Genomic DNA, 16,134 nt, shown 5'->3' with positions numbered 1-16,134 from the left:
ATATGCTTGACGCACTACGTCCCACCTTCAGTCTTTTGCTCCTGATGACACTGATCACCGGCGTCGCCTATCCCCTGGGCGTGACCGCCATTGCCGAACTGGCGTTTCCCTGGCAGGCCAACGGCAGCCCACTCGTCGACGACAACGGCCTGGTGCGGGGCTCGCAGCTGCTGGCCCAACGCTTCGACGGTGCCGGCTGGTTCCAGCCGCGCCCGTCGGCCGCCGACTACGCCACCCTGCCCAGCGGCGCGAGTAACCTGGCGCCGAGCAGCGCGGCCTTGACCGAGCGTGTCGCCACCGAGAGCCGCCGCCAGCACGGATCGGGGCCGGTGCCGCTGGCCCTGGTGACCACCTCCGGCAGCGGGCTCGACCCGGACCTGCCGCCGCATGCCGCGATGTACCAGATTCCGCGCATCGCCGAGGCCCGGGGCATACCGGAGGCGTCCCTGGCACACCTGGTACGTGAACACACCGAGCGTCCGCTGTTCGGCCCGCCGGTGGTCAACGTGACCGGACTCAACCGGGCGCTGGCCGCACTCTCCAGCGGCGAGGGCGCTCGATGAGCGACACGGCGCGCGCCGAGGCGCTGCTGGCCGAGTTGCCCGACAGCACGCGGCCGAACGGCCGTGGGCGGCTGAAGGTTTTTCTCGGCGCCGCGCCGGGCGTGGGCAAGACCTACGCCATGCTGCAGGCGGCCCAGGCGCAGCTTCGCCAGGGCGTGAAACTGAGGGCTGGCATCGTGGAGACCCACGGCCGGGCGGAAACCGAAGCCTTGCTCGCCGGCCTGCCGCAACAGCCGCCGAGACGCCTGGAGTACCGCGGCCTGCCCCTGTTCGAGCTGGACCTGGACGGATTGCTGGCCGCTCGCCCGCAACTGGCGCTGGTCGATGAGCTGGCCCACAGCAACGTGCCAGGCAGCCGCCACGCCAAGCGCTGGCAGGACGTGCAGGAACTGCTCGCCGCCGGCATCGATGTCTTCACCACGGTCAATGTCCAGCATCTGGAAAGCCTCAACGACCAGGTGCGCGACATCACCGGCGTGCACGTTCGCGAAACGGTGCCGGACTGGGTGCTCCAAGAGGCTCACGAAATCCTGCTGATCGATCTGCCGCCCCGCGAACTGCTCGAGCGCCTGCGCGACGGCAAGATCTACGTACCCGAACAGGCGCGGGCGGCGATCGATGCCTTCTTCACCCAGACCAACCTGACCGCCCTGCGCGAGCTGGCCATGCAGACCGCCGCCGCGCGGGTGGATGCCGATCTCAACCGGCGCTACCGCCAGCAGGGGCAGGATGCACCCAGCCTGCAGGGGCGCCTGCTGGTCGGCGTCGATGGCGACGATCAGGCCGAGCGGCTGGTACGCCACGCCAGCCGGGTGGCCGAACGGCGCCATCTGCCGTGGAGCCTGGTGCATGTCGATGTCGGCCGGCCCCTGGGCGAGCCGTCGCGGGCCCGTTTGCAGGCCGCGCAACAGTTGGCTGAGCGGCTGGGCGGCGAGGTGGTACGGCTACGCGGCGGCGAAGTGGCGCGGACCTTGATCGAGCATGCCCGCGAGCGCCGCGCCAGCGTGCTGCTGGTGGGCGTCAGCCGGCCGCGCTGGCAACGGCGCTGGCTGGGCAGTCGGGGCGTGGCGGAGCGCCTGCTGGCGCGGGGGCGGGGCCTGGAAATCAGCGTGCTGGACAATGGCGACAACCTGCTGCCATCCCGGCATTTCGGCCTACACCAGGCGACGCGGCGGGACTACCTGCTGGCGGTGATCGCATCGGTGATCGCCACAGCCCTGGCCTGGGGCGTGTCCCATCTGCTCGCGCTGCCGAACATTTCCCTGGTGTTCCTCGCCGCCGTGCTGTTGGTGGCGGTGCGCAGCAGCCTGGGGCCGGCCTTGGTCTGCGCCGGGCTGGCGTTCCTGGCCTATAACTTCCTGTTCATCCCGCCCCGGCTCACCTTGTTCATCCAGCGCCAGGAAGACCTTCTGACGTTGCTGTTCTTCCTGCTCATGGCCGGGTTGACCGGCAACCTGGCCGCACGGCAGCGCCGGCAACTGGAGAGCCTGCGGCAGACCCAGCAGGAGACCACCGCGCTGCTCGACCTGACGCGCAAGCTGACCGCCGCCACCGACCGTCGCGCCGTGCTCGCCGCGGCGATCCAGCAATTCGAGCTGGCGCCCGATCTGGAGAGCTGCCTGATGTCGCGCGGCAAGGACGGCGTGTGGAAGGTCGAGGCCGGTGTCCATCGGTTGCTCGCCGAGCAGGAGCGCGCCGCGGCCGACTGGGCCTGGCAGCATGGCCAGCCGGCCGGCCTGGGCACCGGGACCTTGCCTGTCGGCCGCTGGTGGTGGTGCCCCTTGGCCAGTGAAGACGGGTCGCTGGCCCTGCTGGGCATGAGCCCGAAGGATGGCCATCCGCTGCCGCCAGAGCGTCGCCGTCTGATCGGGGCGCTCTGCCAGCCGCTGGTCCAGGCGCTGGAACGCGCGCAATTGGCCGAGGACTTGGAGGCCGCACGCCTCAAGGGGGAAACCGAGAGCCTGCGCAGCGCCTTGCTCGCTTCGGTGTCCCACGACCTGCGCACACCGCTGACCGCCATGCGCGGCTCCATCGACAGCCTGCTGGCCCTCGGTGAAAGCATTCCCGAGGCCGAGCGCCGCGAGTTGCTGGAAGGCACCCGTAACGAGGCCGAGCGCCTGGACCGCTATATCCAGAACCTCCTGGACATGACCCGGCTGGGCCATGGAGGGCTCAAGCTGAGCCGCGACTGGGTGGCGCCGGCGGATATCGTCGCCAGCGCCCTGCAACGTTTGCGGCCGGTGCTGGCGACCTTGCGTGTGGAGACCGAACTGCCCGCCGAGCTGCCGCTGCTGTATGTTCATGCGGCGCTGATCGAGCAGGCGCTGGTCAATGTGCTGGAGAATGCTGCGCGCTTCTCGCCACCGGGCGGCCGTCTGCGTCTGACGGTGACGGTGGGGCGCGATGAGCTGTGTTTTTCCGTCAGCGACCAGGGGCCGGGTATTCCGGAAGAGGAACGCAGCCGGATCTTCGATATGTTCTACACCGCCAAGCGCGGCGATCGCGGCGGCCAGGGCACCGGCCTGGGCCTGGCGATCTGCCAGGGCATGGTCGGGGCGCACGGCGGGCGGGTGACTGTCGACGAAGGGCTGGACGGCCGGGGCGCCACCCTGACGCTGCACCTGCCGTTGCAGGAGCAGCCGGCCGCGGAGGAGGAAACCTGATGACAGGGTTTGGGAGACAGGCCTGAGCATGACCGACAACAGCCACGTTGTTCTGGTGATCGACGATGAGGCACAGATTCGCAAATTCCTGCGTATCAGCCTGACGGCACAAGGCTACCGGGTGGTCGAGGCGGCCGATGGCCGGAGCGGGCTCGCCGAAGCGGCCCTGGCCCGGCCGGACCTGGTGGTACTCGACCTCGGCCTGCCGGACATGGACGGCCAGGAGGTGCTGCGCGAGCTGCGTGGCTGGTCGACGGTGCCGGTGCTGGTGTTGTCGGTACGTTCCGGCGAGGGCGAAAAGGTCCTGGCGCTCGATGGCGGTGCCAATGACTACGTGACGAAGCCATTCGGCATCCAGGAATTCCTCGCCCGGGTCCGCGTGCTGCTGCGCCAGAGCGGGCAGGGCGATAGCGGTGCGGCGGCGGTGGAGAGCGGCCCGCTGCGGGTGGATTTCGCCTTCCGCCAGGTCACCCTCGACGGCCGCGAGGTGGCGCTGACCCGCAAGGAGTACGCGGTCCTGGCGACCCTGGCCCAGTACCACGGACGGGTGGTGACCCAGCAGCAACTGCTCAAGGATATCTGGGGCCCGACCCACGTCGAGGACAGCCATTACCTGCGGGTGGTCGTGGGCCATCTGCGGCAGAAGTTGGGCGACGACCCGGCCAATCCCCGATTCATCGTCACCGAGGCGGGGATCGGGTACCGCCTGCGGGCAGAGCGGGACGCATAAGACAGGCCCTGGGCGGGCCACGAAAAATCCGTGTGATTCCACCGGTACGGCCGGCGTCTAGCGAGCTACCGTGCGGAGGGTTCCGCACAGCTTGAGCGAAGGACGTCATGCAAGAACTGTTGAATGAGATTCTCGCCGAAGTCAGCCCCCTTATCGGGCGGGGCAAGGTGGCCGATTACATTCCCGCATTGGCCCAGGTTCCACCCGCCCAGCTGGGTATCGCGGTCTACAGCAACCAGGGCGAGCTGTATGTGGCGGGCGATGGCCAGGTACCGTTTTCCATCCAGAGTATTTCCAAGGTGTTCAGCCTGGTCCAGGCGATCCAGCATTCCGGCGAGGCGATCTGGGAACGTCTGGGGCAGGAACCGTCCGGCCAGCCGTTCAACTCGCTGGTGCAGTTGGAATTCGAGCGCGGTGTGCCGCGCAACCCCTTCATTAACGCCGGCGCGCTGGTGATCTGCGACATCAACCAGTCGCGCTTTGCCGCCCCGGCCCAGTCGATGCGCGATTTCGTCCGCCGCCTGAGCGGCAACCCCCTGCTGGTCTCCGACGAGGTGGTGGCCCGCTCGGAATACCAGCACCGTTCGCGCAACGCGGCCATGGCCTACCTGATGCAGTCCTTCGGCAACTTCCACAATGACGTCGAGGCGGTGCTGCGCAGCTATTTCCACCATTGCGCCCTGCGCATGAGCTGTGCCGACCTGGCCCGGGCTTTCAGCTTCCTGGCCAACCGCGGGCATTGCCTGCACAGCGGCGAGCAGGTGCTGACGCCGCGCCAGGTGAAGCAGGTCAACGCCCTGATGGCCACCAGCGGCCTGTACGACGAAGCCGGCAACTTCGCCTATCGGGTCGGCCTGCCGGGCAAGAGCGGCGTGGGCGGCGGGATCGTCGCGGTAGTGCCCGAGCGTTTCACCGTCTGCGTCTGGTCGCCGGAGTTGAACGCGGCGGGCAACTCCCTGGCCGGCATGGCGGCGCTGGAGTTGCTGTCCTCGCAAATCGGCTGGTCGATTTTCTGACGAGACTTTGGACAGATTCTCAGTGGGATTCGTACTTATCCAGGGTATCGCGGGCAATCTGCCGTCCCAGCAGGATCAGCTCCGGTGCCTTGTAGAACTCGAAGAAGCGGCAGACCCGCTTGGGAATGTTGATCAGTACGTCCGGCGGGTAGCCGGCGATCTTGTACTGGGCGAGCGAGGTCTGCATGACTTCGAAGCTCTGGTTGATCAGTTCGAGCAAGGAAGCCGGGCCGCCGATATCCACCACGGTGGAGTCGCTGGCCGAGCGCGGGGCGCCTCCCGTCTCCGGCGCAGCCGGTGGCTGGACGGCCGGCACCGGCGGTTCGTCCAGCCAGGGGTCGCTGACCTCGGAGTCGTTCAAGGCAGTCTCAGATTCCAGCAGCGCGATCTCTTCGCCGGCCTTGCGGCGGAACGGTAGCCGCGAACCGAGCGAACTCATCAGCAGGTCGAAGCGGCCCTTGATCGCATCCGGCCGCTCAATGATCGGCAGTTGGTATTGCTTCTGGTTGGTGGCGTTGAGGTTGACCGCGATGATGAGGTCGCAATGGCTGGACACCACCGGAACAATGGGCAGCGGGTTGAGCAGCCCGCCGTCGACCAGCATCCGCTTGCCTTGCTGGACTGGGGTGAACAGGCTGGGAATCGCCGCCGAGGCGCGCATGGCCTTGTGCAGGCAGCCTTCCTGGAACCAGATTTCCTGCTGGTTGGTGAGGTCGGTGGCGACGGCGGTGTAGGGGATCGGCAGGTCCTCGATGTCGATCTCGCCGAGGATTTCCCGGATCTGGCCGAACACCTTCTCGCCGCGGATCGCCCCGAGGCGGAAGCTGACGTCCAGCAGGCGCAGCATATCCAGGTAGTCCAGGCTTTCGATCCATTCGCGGTACTGCGGCAGCTTGCCGGCGGCGTAGATGCCGCCGACCACGGCCCCCATGGAGCAGCCGGCGATGCAGCCGATTTCGTAACCCCGCGCTTCGATTTCCTCGATGACGCCGATGTGCGCATAACCGCGCGCACCGCCCGAGCCCAATACCAACGCCACTTTCGTCCCCATCGTACCCACCCCCGGCAACTCTCTTTCGACAATACGCGCGCGACAGGGCGGCGCCAAGGTAAAATCCGCCGCCAGTTGTCGTCTGCAGAGAGATTCCCCATGAGCGATCCCATTCGCCTGACCCAGTACAGCCATGGTGCCGGCTGTGGCTGCAAGATTTCCCCCAAGGTCCTGGAGGTGATTCTCGCCGGGAGTGGTGCGCAGAACCTCGATCCGCGTCTGTGGGTCGGCAACGCCTCGCGCGACGACGCAGCGGTCTATGCCCTGGACGACGAGCGCGGTGTCGTTTCCACCACCGATTTCTTCATGCCGATCGTCGACGACCCCTTCGATTTCGGCCGGATCGCCGCCACCAATGCGATCAGCGACATCTACGCCATGGGCGGCGACCCGCTGATGGCCATCGCCATCCTCGGCTGGCCGGTCAATGTGCTGGCGGCGGAAGTCGCCCGCGACGTAATCCGAGGCGGCCGCTCCGTCTGCGACGAGGCGGGCATCCCGCTGGCCGGTGGCCATTCCATCGATGCACCGGAGCCGATCTTCGGCCTGGCCGTCACCGGCCTGGTGGAAAAGCGCCACATGAAGCGCAACGACAGCGCCACTGCCGGCTGCACTCTGTACCTGACCAAGCCGCTGGGTATCGGTATCTTCACCACGGCGGAGAAGAAGGCCCGTTTGCGCGCCGAAGACGTGGGCGTGGCGCGCGACTGGATGTGCACCCTGAACAAGCCCGGCAGCCGCTTCGGCAAGCTCGCCGGGGTCAAGGCGATAACCGATGTCACCGGTTTCGGCCTGCTTGGCCATCTGATCGAGATGGCCGACGGCAGCGGCCTGACTGCACGCGTCGAGTTCGCCCGGGTGCCGCGTCTGGCCGGTGTTGAGTACTACCTGGAACAAGGCTGTGTGCCCGGCGGGACCTTGCGCAACTTCGACAGCTATGGCGAGAAGATCGCCCCGTTGCCCGAATTGCAAAAACTCCTGCTCTGCGATCCGCAGACCAGCGGTGGCCTGCTGGTGGCCGTCGCGCCGGACGGCGAGGCGGCGTTCCAGGCGACCTGCGCCGAGCTGGGCCTGGAGCTGCAGGCGATCGGCCAGTTGGTCGAGCGACAGCGTTACGCGGTCGAGGTGCTCTGATGCGTCCGGATACCGCCGATTACCGCACCATTTTTCTCAACGACCTGCCGATGATGGACGCCCGCGCTCCGGTGGAGTTTTCCAAGGGCGCCTTCCCGCACACGGTCAACCTGCCGCTGATGACCAATATCGAGCGGCAGAAGGTCGGCACCTGCTACAAGCTGCACGGCCAGAAGGCGGCCATCGAGCTGGGCCATCAATTGGTGTCCGGCAAGACCAAGGCCGAGCGCATCGAGGCCTGGGCCGCCTTCGCCAAGGCCAACCCTGACGGCTATCTGTACTGCTTCCGCGGTGGGTTGCGTTCGCAGATCGTCCAGCAGTGGTTGAAAAGCGAAGCGGGCATCGATTATCCGCGGGTGACCGGCGGCTACAAGGCGATGCGGACCTTCCTGCTGGAAACCACCCAGCAGGCGGTGGAACAGTGCGATTTCGTGTTGGTCGGCGGTCTCACCGGCACCGGCAAGACCGAAGTGGTGGCGCAGTTGGCCAACAGCCTGGACCTGGAAGGCCACGCCAATCATCGTGGCTCCAGCTTCGGCAAGCGCGCCACGCCGCAACCGGCGCAGATCGACTTCGAGAACCGCCTGGCCATCGACCTGCTGAAGAAGCGCGCGGCAGGGCTCGAGCAGTTCGTTCTGGAGGACGAGGGGCGCATCGTTGGCAGTTGTTCGGTACCGCTGGAGTTGTACCAGGGGATGCAGCGATATCCGCTGGTCTGGCTGGAGGACATCCTGGAGGGGCGGATCGAGCGCATTCTCAAGGACTATGTGATCGACCTGACCGCCGAGTTCATCGCCGAGCATGGCGAGGAGCGCGGTTTCCCGGCGTTTGCCGAGCGGCTCCAGCAGAGCCTGTCGAACATCGTCAAGCGGCTGGGCGGGGAACGCTACCAGCGCATGGCAGCCATCATGGACGCGGCGCTGGCCGAGCAGGAGCGCAGCGGCGACGTCAGCCTGCACCGTGGCTGGATCGAAGGGCTGCTGAGCGAATACTACGACCCGATGTACGCCTACCAGCGCGAGAGCAAGGCGGAGCGTATCGAGTTCGCCGGCGAGCAGGCGGCGGTGGTCGAGTACCTGCGTCAGCGTCGGCCGCGTTGAGGTGGCGACAGTGCCGGATAGGCCACAAAGCGGCACTTTTCCGGCTTCTCGTCGTCATAGCCTGGCGCTAGGATTCGATCGGGCGTGCACGGAACCCCGTATCGCGCCCGCATTTCCATCGTTGTCCCTTTTTCGAGGAGTTAATTGGATGAAAGCCTGGATCAGCCTGCCCTTGATCGCCTTGTTGCTGGCCGGATGTGCCGCCAAGACGACCTACCGCGACAATTGCGCGAACCAGTTGGACGCCGCCTGGAAGGAACTGGACCTGGCCAAGGCTGAAGGCTTCGCCGGTACCGTGAGCTACTCCAAGGCGCTGACGTTGCTCACTGGCGCAAAGACCCAGCAGCAGTTCGAGGCCTACGAGGGGTGCTCCCGCAAAGCGGAAAAGGCGCGCTTCTACATCCGCGAGTCCCGCGCCGGACGTTGATTCCCCACCGGGGTGCCGTGCTTTTGGCCCGGCGCCCATTTCCTTGTATTTTCGGCCCGCGCCGGAGGTTTCCATGCTCATCGACTTTACCCGGCTGACTCCGCTGGAGGCTTATCGCTGGCTGACCGCCACGGTGACGCCGAGGCCGATCGCCTGGGTGTCCAGCCTATCCCGCGAGGGCGTGAGCAACCTGGCGCCGTTCAGCTTCTTCCAAGTGATCAGCGACGAGCCGCCGACCCTGATGGTCAACATTGGCCTGCATGACGACGGCCGGCTCAAGGACACGCTGCGCAACGTGCAGGACACCGGCGAGCTGGTGATCCAACTGGTGACGGCGAAGCAGGCCGAAGCGATGAATGCCTCGTCGGCCTCCTTGCCGCATGGCGTCAGCGAGTTCGAAGCCTGTGGCATCGCCAGCCTGCCGGCCGAACGGGTCGCTCCGCCGCGGGTTGCCGGGGCGCCGGTGGCTTTCGAATGCTCCTTGGCCGAGGTGCAGCCCTATCCGCGCGACAACCCCAGCAACTACCTCATCTTCGCCCGCATCCTGCTGGCGCACATCGATCCGGAGATACTCGACGAGCGTGGCCGAGTCGACCCGCGCAAGCTGGATTTGATTGGCCGGCTCGGCGGGAGCGGTTATACCCACACCCGCGAGGTGTTCGAGATGCCCCGGCCGGTGGTTTGAGCACCGGGACCCGCATCAGGCCTGGGGCGACTGCCCCAGGCTCCGCACCAGAAGCTTCTCCAGCTCCACCAACACGCAGATGCCGACCGCCACGAGCAGGCACCAACCCCAGGCGCTCGCCGGCAGCGAGGTGGTCGCGAACAATGCCTGCAGCGGTGACCAATGGGTGAACGCCAGCTGCATGCCAGTGAGCAGCAGCACCATGCTCCAGACCATCGGATTGTCGCGCCAGCCGAAGCGGGCGGTGCCGTCCAGCCGGCGGCTGCTGAACAGATAGCCGATTTCGCTGGCGACCATGGCGTTGACCGCCAGGGTGCGGCTGCTGTCCAGGCTCCAGCCCAGTGATTGGGCGTAGAGGAACAGGCCCAGGCTGGCGACGGTCATCAGGATCGAAATGAACAGCACTCGCCAGAGCAGGCGAGGCGTCAGCAGCGGCATGCGCGGGTCACGCGGCGGCCTGCGCATCAGGTCGTCCTCGGCCGGCTCGAAGGCCAGCGCCAGGGCCAGGGTCACCGCAGTGATCATGTTGACCCAGAGAATCTGCAACGGCGTGATCGGCAGGGTCAGGCCCAGGGCGATGGCCACCAGCAATACCAGCGCTTCGCCGCCGTTGGTAGGCAGGATGAAAAGGATCGACTTGCGCAGGTTGTCGTAGACCGTGCGGCCTTCCTCCACGGCGTGGGCGATGGTGGCGAAGTTATCGTCTGCGAGCACCATCTGCGCCGCCTCCTTGGCCACTTCGGTGCCCTTGACCCCCATGGCCACGCCGATGTCGGCGCGCTTGAGTGCCGGTGCGTCGTTGACCCCGTCGCCAGTCATCGCCACCCGGGCGCCGCAGGCTTGCAGGCGCTCCACCAGGCGCAACTTGTGCGCCGGGCTGGTGCGGGCGAATACCGTGGTGTGGGGTAGGCGGGCATCCAGTTCGGCGTCGCTCAGCCGATCCAGATCGGCCCCGGTGAGCGGCGCACCGCCACCCAGGCCGAGGCGCTGGGCGATGGCGCTGGCCGTGGCGGCATGGTCGCCAGTGATCATCTTCACCGCGATGCCCGCGCTGTGGCATTCGGCGATGGCGGCGATGGCTTCTTCCCGCGGCGGGTCGAGCATGCCAACCAGGCCGAGCAGGATGAAGTCGCCTTCCAGGTCGCGGTAATCGAGTTCGTGTTGCGGCGTGGGCAGCGGCCGCAGGGCGAGACCGAGCATGCGCAGGCCCTGGCTGGCGCCGTTACCCAGCACCTCGTGCCAGTGGCGCGGGTCCAGCGGCTCGGGGCGGCCGTCGCGCCATTGCCGGTTGCATACCTCCAGCAGGCGTTCGGGAGCGCCGACCAGATAGATCAGACCATGCCCGGCGTGGTCGTGATGCAGGCTGGCCAGGCAGCGGCGTTCGGAACTGAACGGGATCGCATCGACCCGTGGCAGGGAGAGCATTTCTCGCTCCCGCTCCAGGCCCAGCTTACCGGCCAGGGTCAGCAGAGCGGCTTCGGTGGGGTCGCCGGTAATGCACCAGCGCTGCTCGGCCAGACACAGGCTGGCGCTGTTGGCCAGCAGCCCGGCACGGGCCAGTTCGCGCAGATCGTCCGCGCTGTCGAGGCTACAGAGCTGGCCGTCATCGCAGTGGATGCTGCCTTCCGGCGCATAGCCGACGCCATCGACCCTATAACGGTGGGCGGCGGTGAACACCTGCTGCACGGTCATTTCGTTGCGGGTCAGGGTGCCGGTCTTGTCCGAGCAGATCACCGTCACCGCGCCCAGGCTTTCCACCGCCGGCAAGCGGCGGATGATCGCCTGGCGCCGGGCCATGCGCTGTACGCCGAGGGCCAGAATTATGGTGAGTACCGCCGGCAAGCCTTCGGGAATCGCCGCCACGGCCAGGCCGACCGCCGCCAGCAGCATGTCCTGCGGGCTGTAGCCGCGCAGCAGGACGCCGAAGGCGAAGGTAAGTAGCGCCAGGCCGAGAATGATCAGGGTCAGGTGGCGGGCGAAACGCGCCATGTCCGCCAGCAGCGGCGTCTGCAGGCTGACCACCGTACCCAGCATATGGCTGATGCGGCCCAGTTCGGTATGGCCGGCGGTAGCGACCACCACGCCGCAACCGCTGCCGGCGCTTACCAGCGTCCCGGAGTAAGCCATGCTGCGCCGGTCGCCCAGGCCGACGTCCCGGGCCACCGGATCGGTAGCCTTGTCGGCCGGCAGCGACTCGCCGGTGAGGGCGGCTTCTTCGATGCGCAGGTCGCGGGTTTCCAATAGGCGCAGGTCGGCGGGGACCCGGTCGCCGGCCTCCAGCAGTACCAGGTCGCCAGGTACCAGGCGTTCGGCCGGTACGCTCTGCACGGCGCCGTCGCGGCGCACCCGGCTGTCCAGGGTGAGCATCTTCTGGATGGCGCGCATCGCCTGTTCCGCCTTGCCCTCCTGGATGAAGCCGACAATGGCGTTGATCAGCACCACGCCGAAGATCACCGCGCTGTCCAGCCACTCGCCAAGGGCGAGGGTGACCAGGGTCGAAATCAACAACACATAGATCAGCAGATTGTGGAACTGGCGCAAAAAGCGCCTCAGCGGTCCGGCGGCGTTGCGTTCCGGCAGTTGGTTGGGGCCGTGGAGAGCGAGACGGCGCTCGGCCTCCTCGGTGCTCAGGCCAGTGTCGCTGGCTTCGAGCTGTTGCAGGCTGTAATGCGCGGGTTGCGCATGCCAGTCGCGGGAAGCGGGGGCGTTCATGGCGTCCTCCGGTGATGAATACGACTCCAGCCTAGAAGGACGGTCCGAACCGGGTATTGGCCTGGATCAAACGGCTTCACAACTTTCGTCAGCAAAGATTGCAGAGGCTTTGCGGCGGTCATATGCACCAGTAGGATCGTTCGCCTGACAGAGGAGAGTGGCATGCGCACGAAACTTGAGGCCTGCCTGCAGGCGGTGAATCAGGTATTGCTCGGCAAGGAGGCCCAGGTGCGATTGGCGCTGACCTGCCTGCTGGCCCGGGGGCACCTGTTGATCGAGGACCTGCCGGGCATGGGCAAGACCACCCTGAGCCATGCCCTGGCCAGGGTGATGGGGCTGAGCTTCCAGCGCATCCAGTTCACCTCCGACCTGCTGCCCGGCGATATCCTTGGCACCTCGGTGTTCGACAAGGACACTGGCCAGTTCGTCTTCCATCCAGGACCGATCTTCGCCGAGCTGGTGCTGGCGGACGAAATCAACCGGGCCACACCGAAGAGCCAGAGCGCGTTGCTGGAAGCAATGGAAGAGGGGCAAGTGACCATCGAGGGCGCGACCCGGCCGCTGCCGGAGCCGTTCTTCGTCATCGCCACGCAGAACCCGGTCAGCCAGGGCGGCACCTTCGCTCTGCCGGAATCCCAGCTCGACCGCTTCCTCATGCGCCTGTCGCTCGGCTATCCGGCCAAGGCGGCGGAGAAGGCGCTGCTGCTCGGCGAATCGCGCCGGGAAATCCTGCCGCGCCTGGATGCAGTGCTGGATCATGCCGAACTGGCGGCCATTCAGCAGGAGGTCACCCGGGTGCGGGCCAGCGATGCGCTGGTGGATTACGTGCTGCGGTTGGTCGAGGCGACCCGCAGCCAACCGCAGTTCGCCTGGGGCCTGTCGCCACGGGCCAGCCTGGCGTTGCTCGCTGCGGCGCGGGCCTGGGCCTTTCTCGCCGGGCGCGATTATGTGATTCCCGAGGATGTCCAGGCGGTCCTGCCGTCGGTGGTCGGGCACCGCCTGCGCGAGCGCGCCGACCCCACTGGCCACGGTGGCGGCGCGCTGGTGCAGTGGCTGCTCACAGAGGTGGCGGCGGTCTGATGGCCGCCAAGCCCCTTAGGGCGCGCTGGAACCGCTGGCTGGACCGGCGCATCCCGGCGGCCGCCAGCGTTCGCTTGAATCAGCGACGCATCTTCATCATTCCCACCCGGGTCGGGCTGGCGTTCGGCATCGCGCTGCTGCTGATGCTGCTGGCCGCGATCAACTACCAGAACAGCCTCGCCTATGCGCTGACATTCCTGTTGGGTTCGTTGTTCATCGTCGCCATCTTGCATACTTACCGCAATCTCGCTGGCCTGATTATCAGGGCAGGGGGCGGGGGCGCGGTGTTCGTCGGCGAGCAGGCGCGTTTCCGGGTGCGTCTGGAAAGCGCCGGGCGGGCGCACCAGGCCATCGCCCTGGGCTGGCCGCCGGCGACGTTGCAGGCGCTGGATGTGCCCGCGCAGGGGCTCAGCGAATGCGAGCTGAGCCAGCCGGCGCTGCGGCGTGGCTGGTTGAGGCCCGGTCGGCTGCGGATCGAGAGCCGCTTTCCGCTGGGCATCCTGGTGGCTTGGAGCTGGGTGGACCTGGACCAGGCGTTGCTGGTTTATCCGCGTCCGCTGGAGGGCGACCTGCCTTTGTCGGTCGGTGCGCAGGAGAATGAGGACGACGAGGGGCGTCGCGCCCAAGGGCCGGGTGCCGATGACTACCAGGGGCTCAAGCCTTACCAGCCCGGCGACTCCAAGCGCCGTTTGCACTGGAAGGCTTTCTCCCGGGGGCACGGACTGTTGGTGAAGGACTTCGCCGCCCTGGCAGGACGTGACTTGTGCCTGGATTTCGACGCGCTGGAAGGCGACCCGGAGCATCGGCTGTCGTTGCTCTGTCATTGGGTGCTGCAATTCTCCGAGCGCCTGCAACCTTTCGCCTTGCGCTTGCCGGATCAGTTCCTGCCGTTGGACAACGGCGAGGCGCACCGTGAGGCTTGTCTGCGGGCATTGGCGCTGTACGGAGGGCCGCGATGAGCCGGACACCGGAGGCGATTCCGCGGATCAGTCTGACCTGGTTGCTGGTGGCCCAGGTACTGGTGATCCTGCCGCATCTGATCCACCTGCCGCTGTGGATCGTCTTCCTCTGGCTCGGTTGCGCAGGCTGGCGTATCCAGGTGTTCCTGATGCGGGCGCGCTATCCCAACGCCTGGGTCAAGCTCGGCCTGTTGCTCGGCACGGGTTTCGGCGTGTTTCTTTCCCGCGGCAGCCTGATCGGGTTGGAAGCCGGCAGCGTCCTGCTGATTGCCGCGTTCATTCTCAAACTGCTGGAGATGTGCAGCCGCCGCGATGCGCTGGTGCTGATCTTCCTCGGCTTCTTCGCCGTGGTCACGGCGTATCTGTTCGACGACGGCATCGTCAGCGCACTGTACAGCCTGCTGCCGGTGACCGCCTTGCTGGCGGCGCTGATCGGCCTGCAACAGACGCGCTTCGCCGAGCGGCCCTGGCCGACCCTGCGCCTGGCCGGCGGAATGCTGCTGCAAGCGCTGCCGTTGATGCTGCTGCTATTCGTCTTCTTTCCCCGCCTGGGGCCGCTGTGGACCTTGCCGCAACCAGGCGACCAGGGCGTGACCGGTCTTTCCGACAGCATGGCACCGGGCGATATCGCCGAGCTGAGCCAGTCCGGTGCCCTGGCGTTCCGAGCCAGTTTCGACGGCGAGCCGCCGCCGCGCCAGCAGCTTTATTGGCGCGCTCTGACCCTGGAACACTTCGATGGCCGCCGCTGGTCGCAGTCGCCTGCCGCACACATGCCGATCCCCCCGCGCTGGGAACGGCGAGGGACGCCGTTGCAGTACAGCGTCGTCATGGAGCCCAGCCAGCGGCCCTGGTTGTTCAGTCTGGATATCGGCGAGACCTCGCTGGACCGGGCACGAATGATGAACGACTTCCGCCTGGAGTATTACCGCCCGGTGGACCGTTCGCTGCTCTACCGGGTGGTTTCCTGGCCGCAGGCATTGCGCGAACCGCAGCTAGCGGGCGGACAATTGCGCCGGGCCCTGCAACTGCCGGAAACGGGCAACCCGCGCACGCGCGAATGGGCCGAGGCCCTGAAGCGGCAGTATCCCCAGCCTGACGAGTTGGCGCAGGCACTGCTGACGCATTTCAACCGCGAGCCTTACGTCTATACCCTGAAACCGCCGCTGGCCGGCGCCGACGGGATAGACGAATTCCTGTTCGACACTCGGCGGGGGTTCTGTGCGCACTACGCCGGCGCCATGACCTTCGCCCTGCGTGTCGCCGGCATTCCCGCGCGGGTGGTCGCCGGCTATCAGGGCGGTGAGTACAACCCGTCTGGTCGTTACCTCTCGGTACACCAGTTCGATGCCCATGCCTGGGTCGAGTACTGGCGGCCGGGGAAGGGCTGGGTCAGCGCCGACCCGACATTCCAAGTCGCTCCCGAACGGATCGAACAGGGCCTCGAACAGGCGGTGGCTGAGGAACAGAGCTTTCTCGCCAGCTCGCCGTTCTCGCCGCTGCGCTACCGCAACATCGGCTGGATCAACCAACTGCGCCTGACCTGGGATCGCGTCAATTACGGCTGGCAGCGCTGGGTACTGGGTTACCAGGGAGATCAGCAGTTGGAGGTGTTGCAGCGTTGGTTCGGCCGCATTGATAACGGTGTCCTGGCGGTGGTCCTGGTCGGTGGCGGTGGGTTGATGCTGAGCCTGCTGGCGCTGCTGTTGTTCAAACCCTGGCGCCGTGAGCGCGATCCCCAGCAGCGCCTGTTCCTTCGCTTCGAGCGCCTGCTGGCCCGCCACGGCCTGCGTCGGCGGACCGGAGAGGGGCCGCGTGCCTTCGCCGAACGCGCGTCTCTGGCGCTGCCGGCGCAGGCGGAGGCGATCCAGGGGTTCGTCCAGATATACGAAGCGCAGCGCTATGGCGGGCAGAAGGCTTCGCCAGCGACCTTACGACAGGCTCTGGCACGCGTGCGCCGAGATTTGCCCTGGCGTCTCACGCGCGCCGATTGATGCGACTTTCGGCCACTGTGCGG

Annotated in this window: 13 protein-coding genes; 11 read left to right on the top strand and 2 right to left on the bottom strand. The window is 66.9% G+C overall.

From position 1 onward, the window contains the following. The first annotated feature begins 2 nt into the window (after positions 1-2). The 4 genes from kdpC (at position 3) to glsB (ending at position 4,972) form a co-directional block, all read left to right on the top strand. Positions 3-563: a potassium-transporting ATPase subunit KdpC gene (gene kdpC, locus BZL41_RS07135; protein WP_095598642.1), complete on the top strand. Its 561-nt coding sequence runs from the start codon at positions 3-5 to the stop codon at positions 561-563. Further along, positions 560-3,226 carry a sensor histidine kinase KdpD gene (locus BZL41_RS07130; RefSeq protein WP_095598641.1) on the top strand — a complete coding sequence of 889 codons (2,667 nt, stop codon included), beginning with the start codon at positions 560-562 and terminating at the stop codon, positions 3,224-3,226. The genes kdpC and BZL41_RS07130 overlap by 4 nt, the downstream gene beginning before the upstream one ends. A 28-nt stretch (positions 3,227-3,254) precedes the next feature. After that, positions 3,255-3,956, top strand: coding sequence for a response regulator (locus BZL41_RS07125; protein WP_095598640.1), 702 nt, complete (start codon positions 3,255-3,257; stop codon positions 3,954-3,956). A 107-nt stretch (positions 3,957-4,063) separates the two neighbouring features. Continuing rightward, positions 4,064-4,972 carry a glutaminase B gene (glsB, locus tag BZL41_RS07120; RefSeq protein ID WP_095598639.1) on the top strand — a complete coding sequence of 303 codons (909 nt, stop codon included), beginning with the start codon at positions 4,064-4,066 and terminating at the stop codon, positions 4,970-4,972. Positions 4,973-4,991: 19 nt separating this feature from the next. On the opposite strand, the gene BZL41_RS07115 is transcribed toward glsB, so the two are convergent. Continuing rightward, entirely contained in the window at positions 4,992-6,023 is a 1,032-nt protein-coding gene (locus tag BZL41_RS07115; protein WP_095598638.1) for a patatin-like phospholipase family protein, read from the bottom strand. A 99-nt stretch (positions 6,024-6,122) separates the two neighbouring features. On the opposite strand from BZL41_RS07115, the gene selD reads away from it, so the two are divergent. The 4 genes from selD to BZL41_RS07095 all read left to right on the top strand — a co-directional run bounded on the left by selD (position 6,123) and on the right by BZL41_RS07095 (position 9,369). Then, entirely contained in the window at positions 6,123-7,157 is a 1,035-nt protein-coding gene (gene selD / locus BZL41_RS07110; protein ID WP_095598637.1) for a selenide, water dikinase SelD, read from the top strand. Beyond that, the gene (mnmH, locus tag BZL41_RS07105) at positions 7,157-8,257 is read left to right on the top strand and encodes a tRNA 2-selenouridine(34) synthase MnmH (protein ID WP_095598636.1); all 1,101 of its coding nucleotides are present in this window, start codon (positions 7,157-7,159) and stop codon (positions 8,255-8,257) included. The genes selD and mnmH overlap by 1 nt, the downstream gene beginning before the upstream one ends. Positions 8,258-8,405: 148 nt before the next feature. Next, on the top strand, positions 8,406-8,684 hold the full coding sequence (locus BZL41_RS07100; RefSeq protein ID WP_084333772.1) for a hypothetical protein: 279 nt from the start codon (positions 8,406-8,408) through the stop codon (positions 8,682-8,684). 73 nt (positions 8,685-8,757) lie between these two features. Beyond that, a complete protein-coding gene (locus BZL41_RS07095) occupies positions 8,758-9,369 on the top strand; it encodes a flavin reductase family protein (protein ID WP_095598635.1) in 612 nt (203 codons plus the stop codon). A 15-nt stretch (positions 9,370-9,384) separates the two neighbouring features. Here the strand turns inward: BZL41_RS07095 and BZL41_RS07090 are convergent, their stop codons facing one another. Then, entirely contained in the window at positions 9,385-12,081 is a 2,697-nt protein-coding gene (locus tag BZL41_RS07090) for a cation-transporting P-type ATPase (RefSeq protein WP_095598634.1), read from the bottom strand. A gap of 162 nt (positions 12,082-12,243) precedes the next feature. On the opposite strand from BZL41_RS07090, the gene BZL41_RS07085 reads away from it, so the two are divergent. The 3 genes from BZL41_RS07085 to BZL41_RS07075 are packed head-to-tail and all read left to right on the top strand — an operon-like array spanning position 12,244 to position 16,111. After that, positions 12,244-13,161, top strand: coding sequence for a MoxR family ATPase (locus BZL41_RS07085; RefSeq protein ID WP_095598633.1), 918 nt, complete (start codon positions 12,244-12,246; stop codon positions 13,159-13,161). Next, positions 13,161-14,120, top strand: a complete 960-nt coding sequence (locus BZL41_RS07080) for a DUF58 domain-containing protein (protein ID WP_371916493.1) — start codon at positions 13,161-13,163, stop codon at positions 14,118-14,120. Before BZL41_RS07085 ends, BZL41_RS07080 begins: the two co-directional genes overlap by 1 nt. Then, entirely contained in the window at positions 14,117-16,111 is a 1,995-nt protein-coding gene (locus tag BZL41_RS07075; RefSeq protein WP_095598632.1) for a DUF3488 and transglutaminase-like domain-containing protein, read from the top strand. Before BZL41_RS07080 ends, BZL41_RS07075 begins: the two co-directional genes overlap by 4 nt. Positions 16,112-16,134 lie beyond the last annotated feature (23 nt).

The sequence above is a fragment of the Pseudomonas sp. PIC25 genome (assembly GCF_002286785.1).
In the GTDB taxonomy this organism is placed as follows: domain Bacteria; phylum Pseudomonadota; class Gammaproteobacteria; order Pseudomonadales; family Pseudomonadaceae; genus Pseudomonas_M.
The sequence above is the reverse complement of the archived record's forward strand: the minus strand, read 5'-3'. Positions and strand labels throughout refer to the sequence as shown.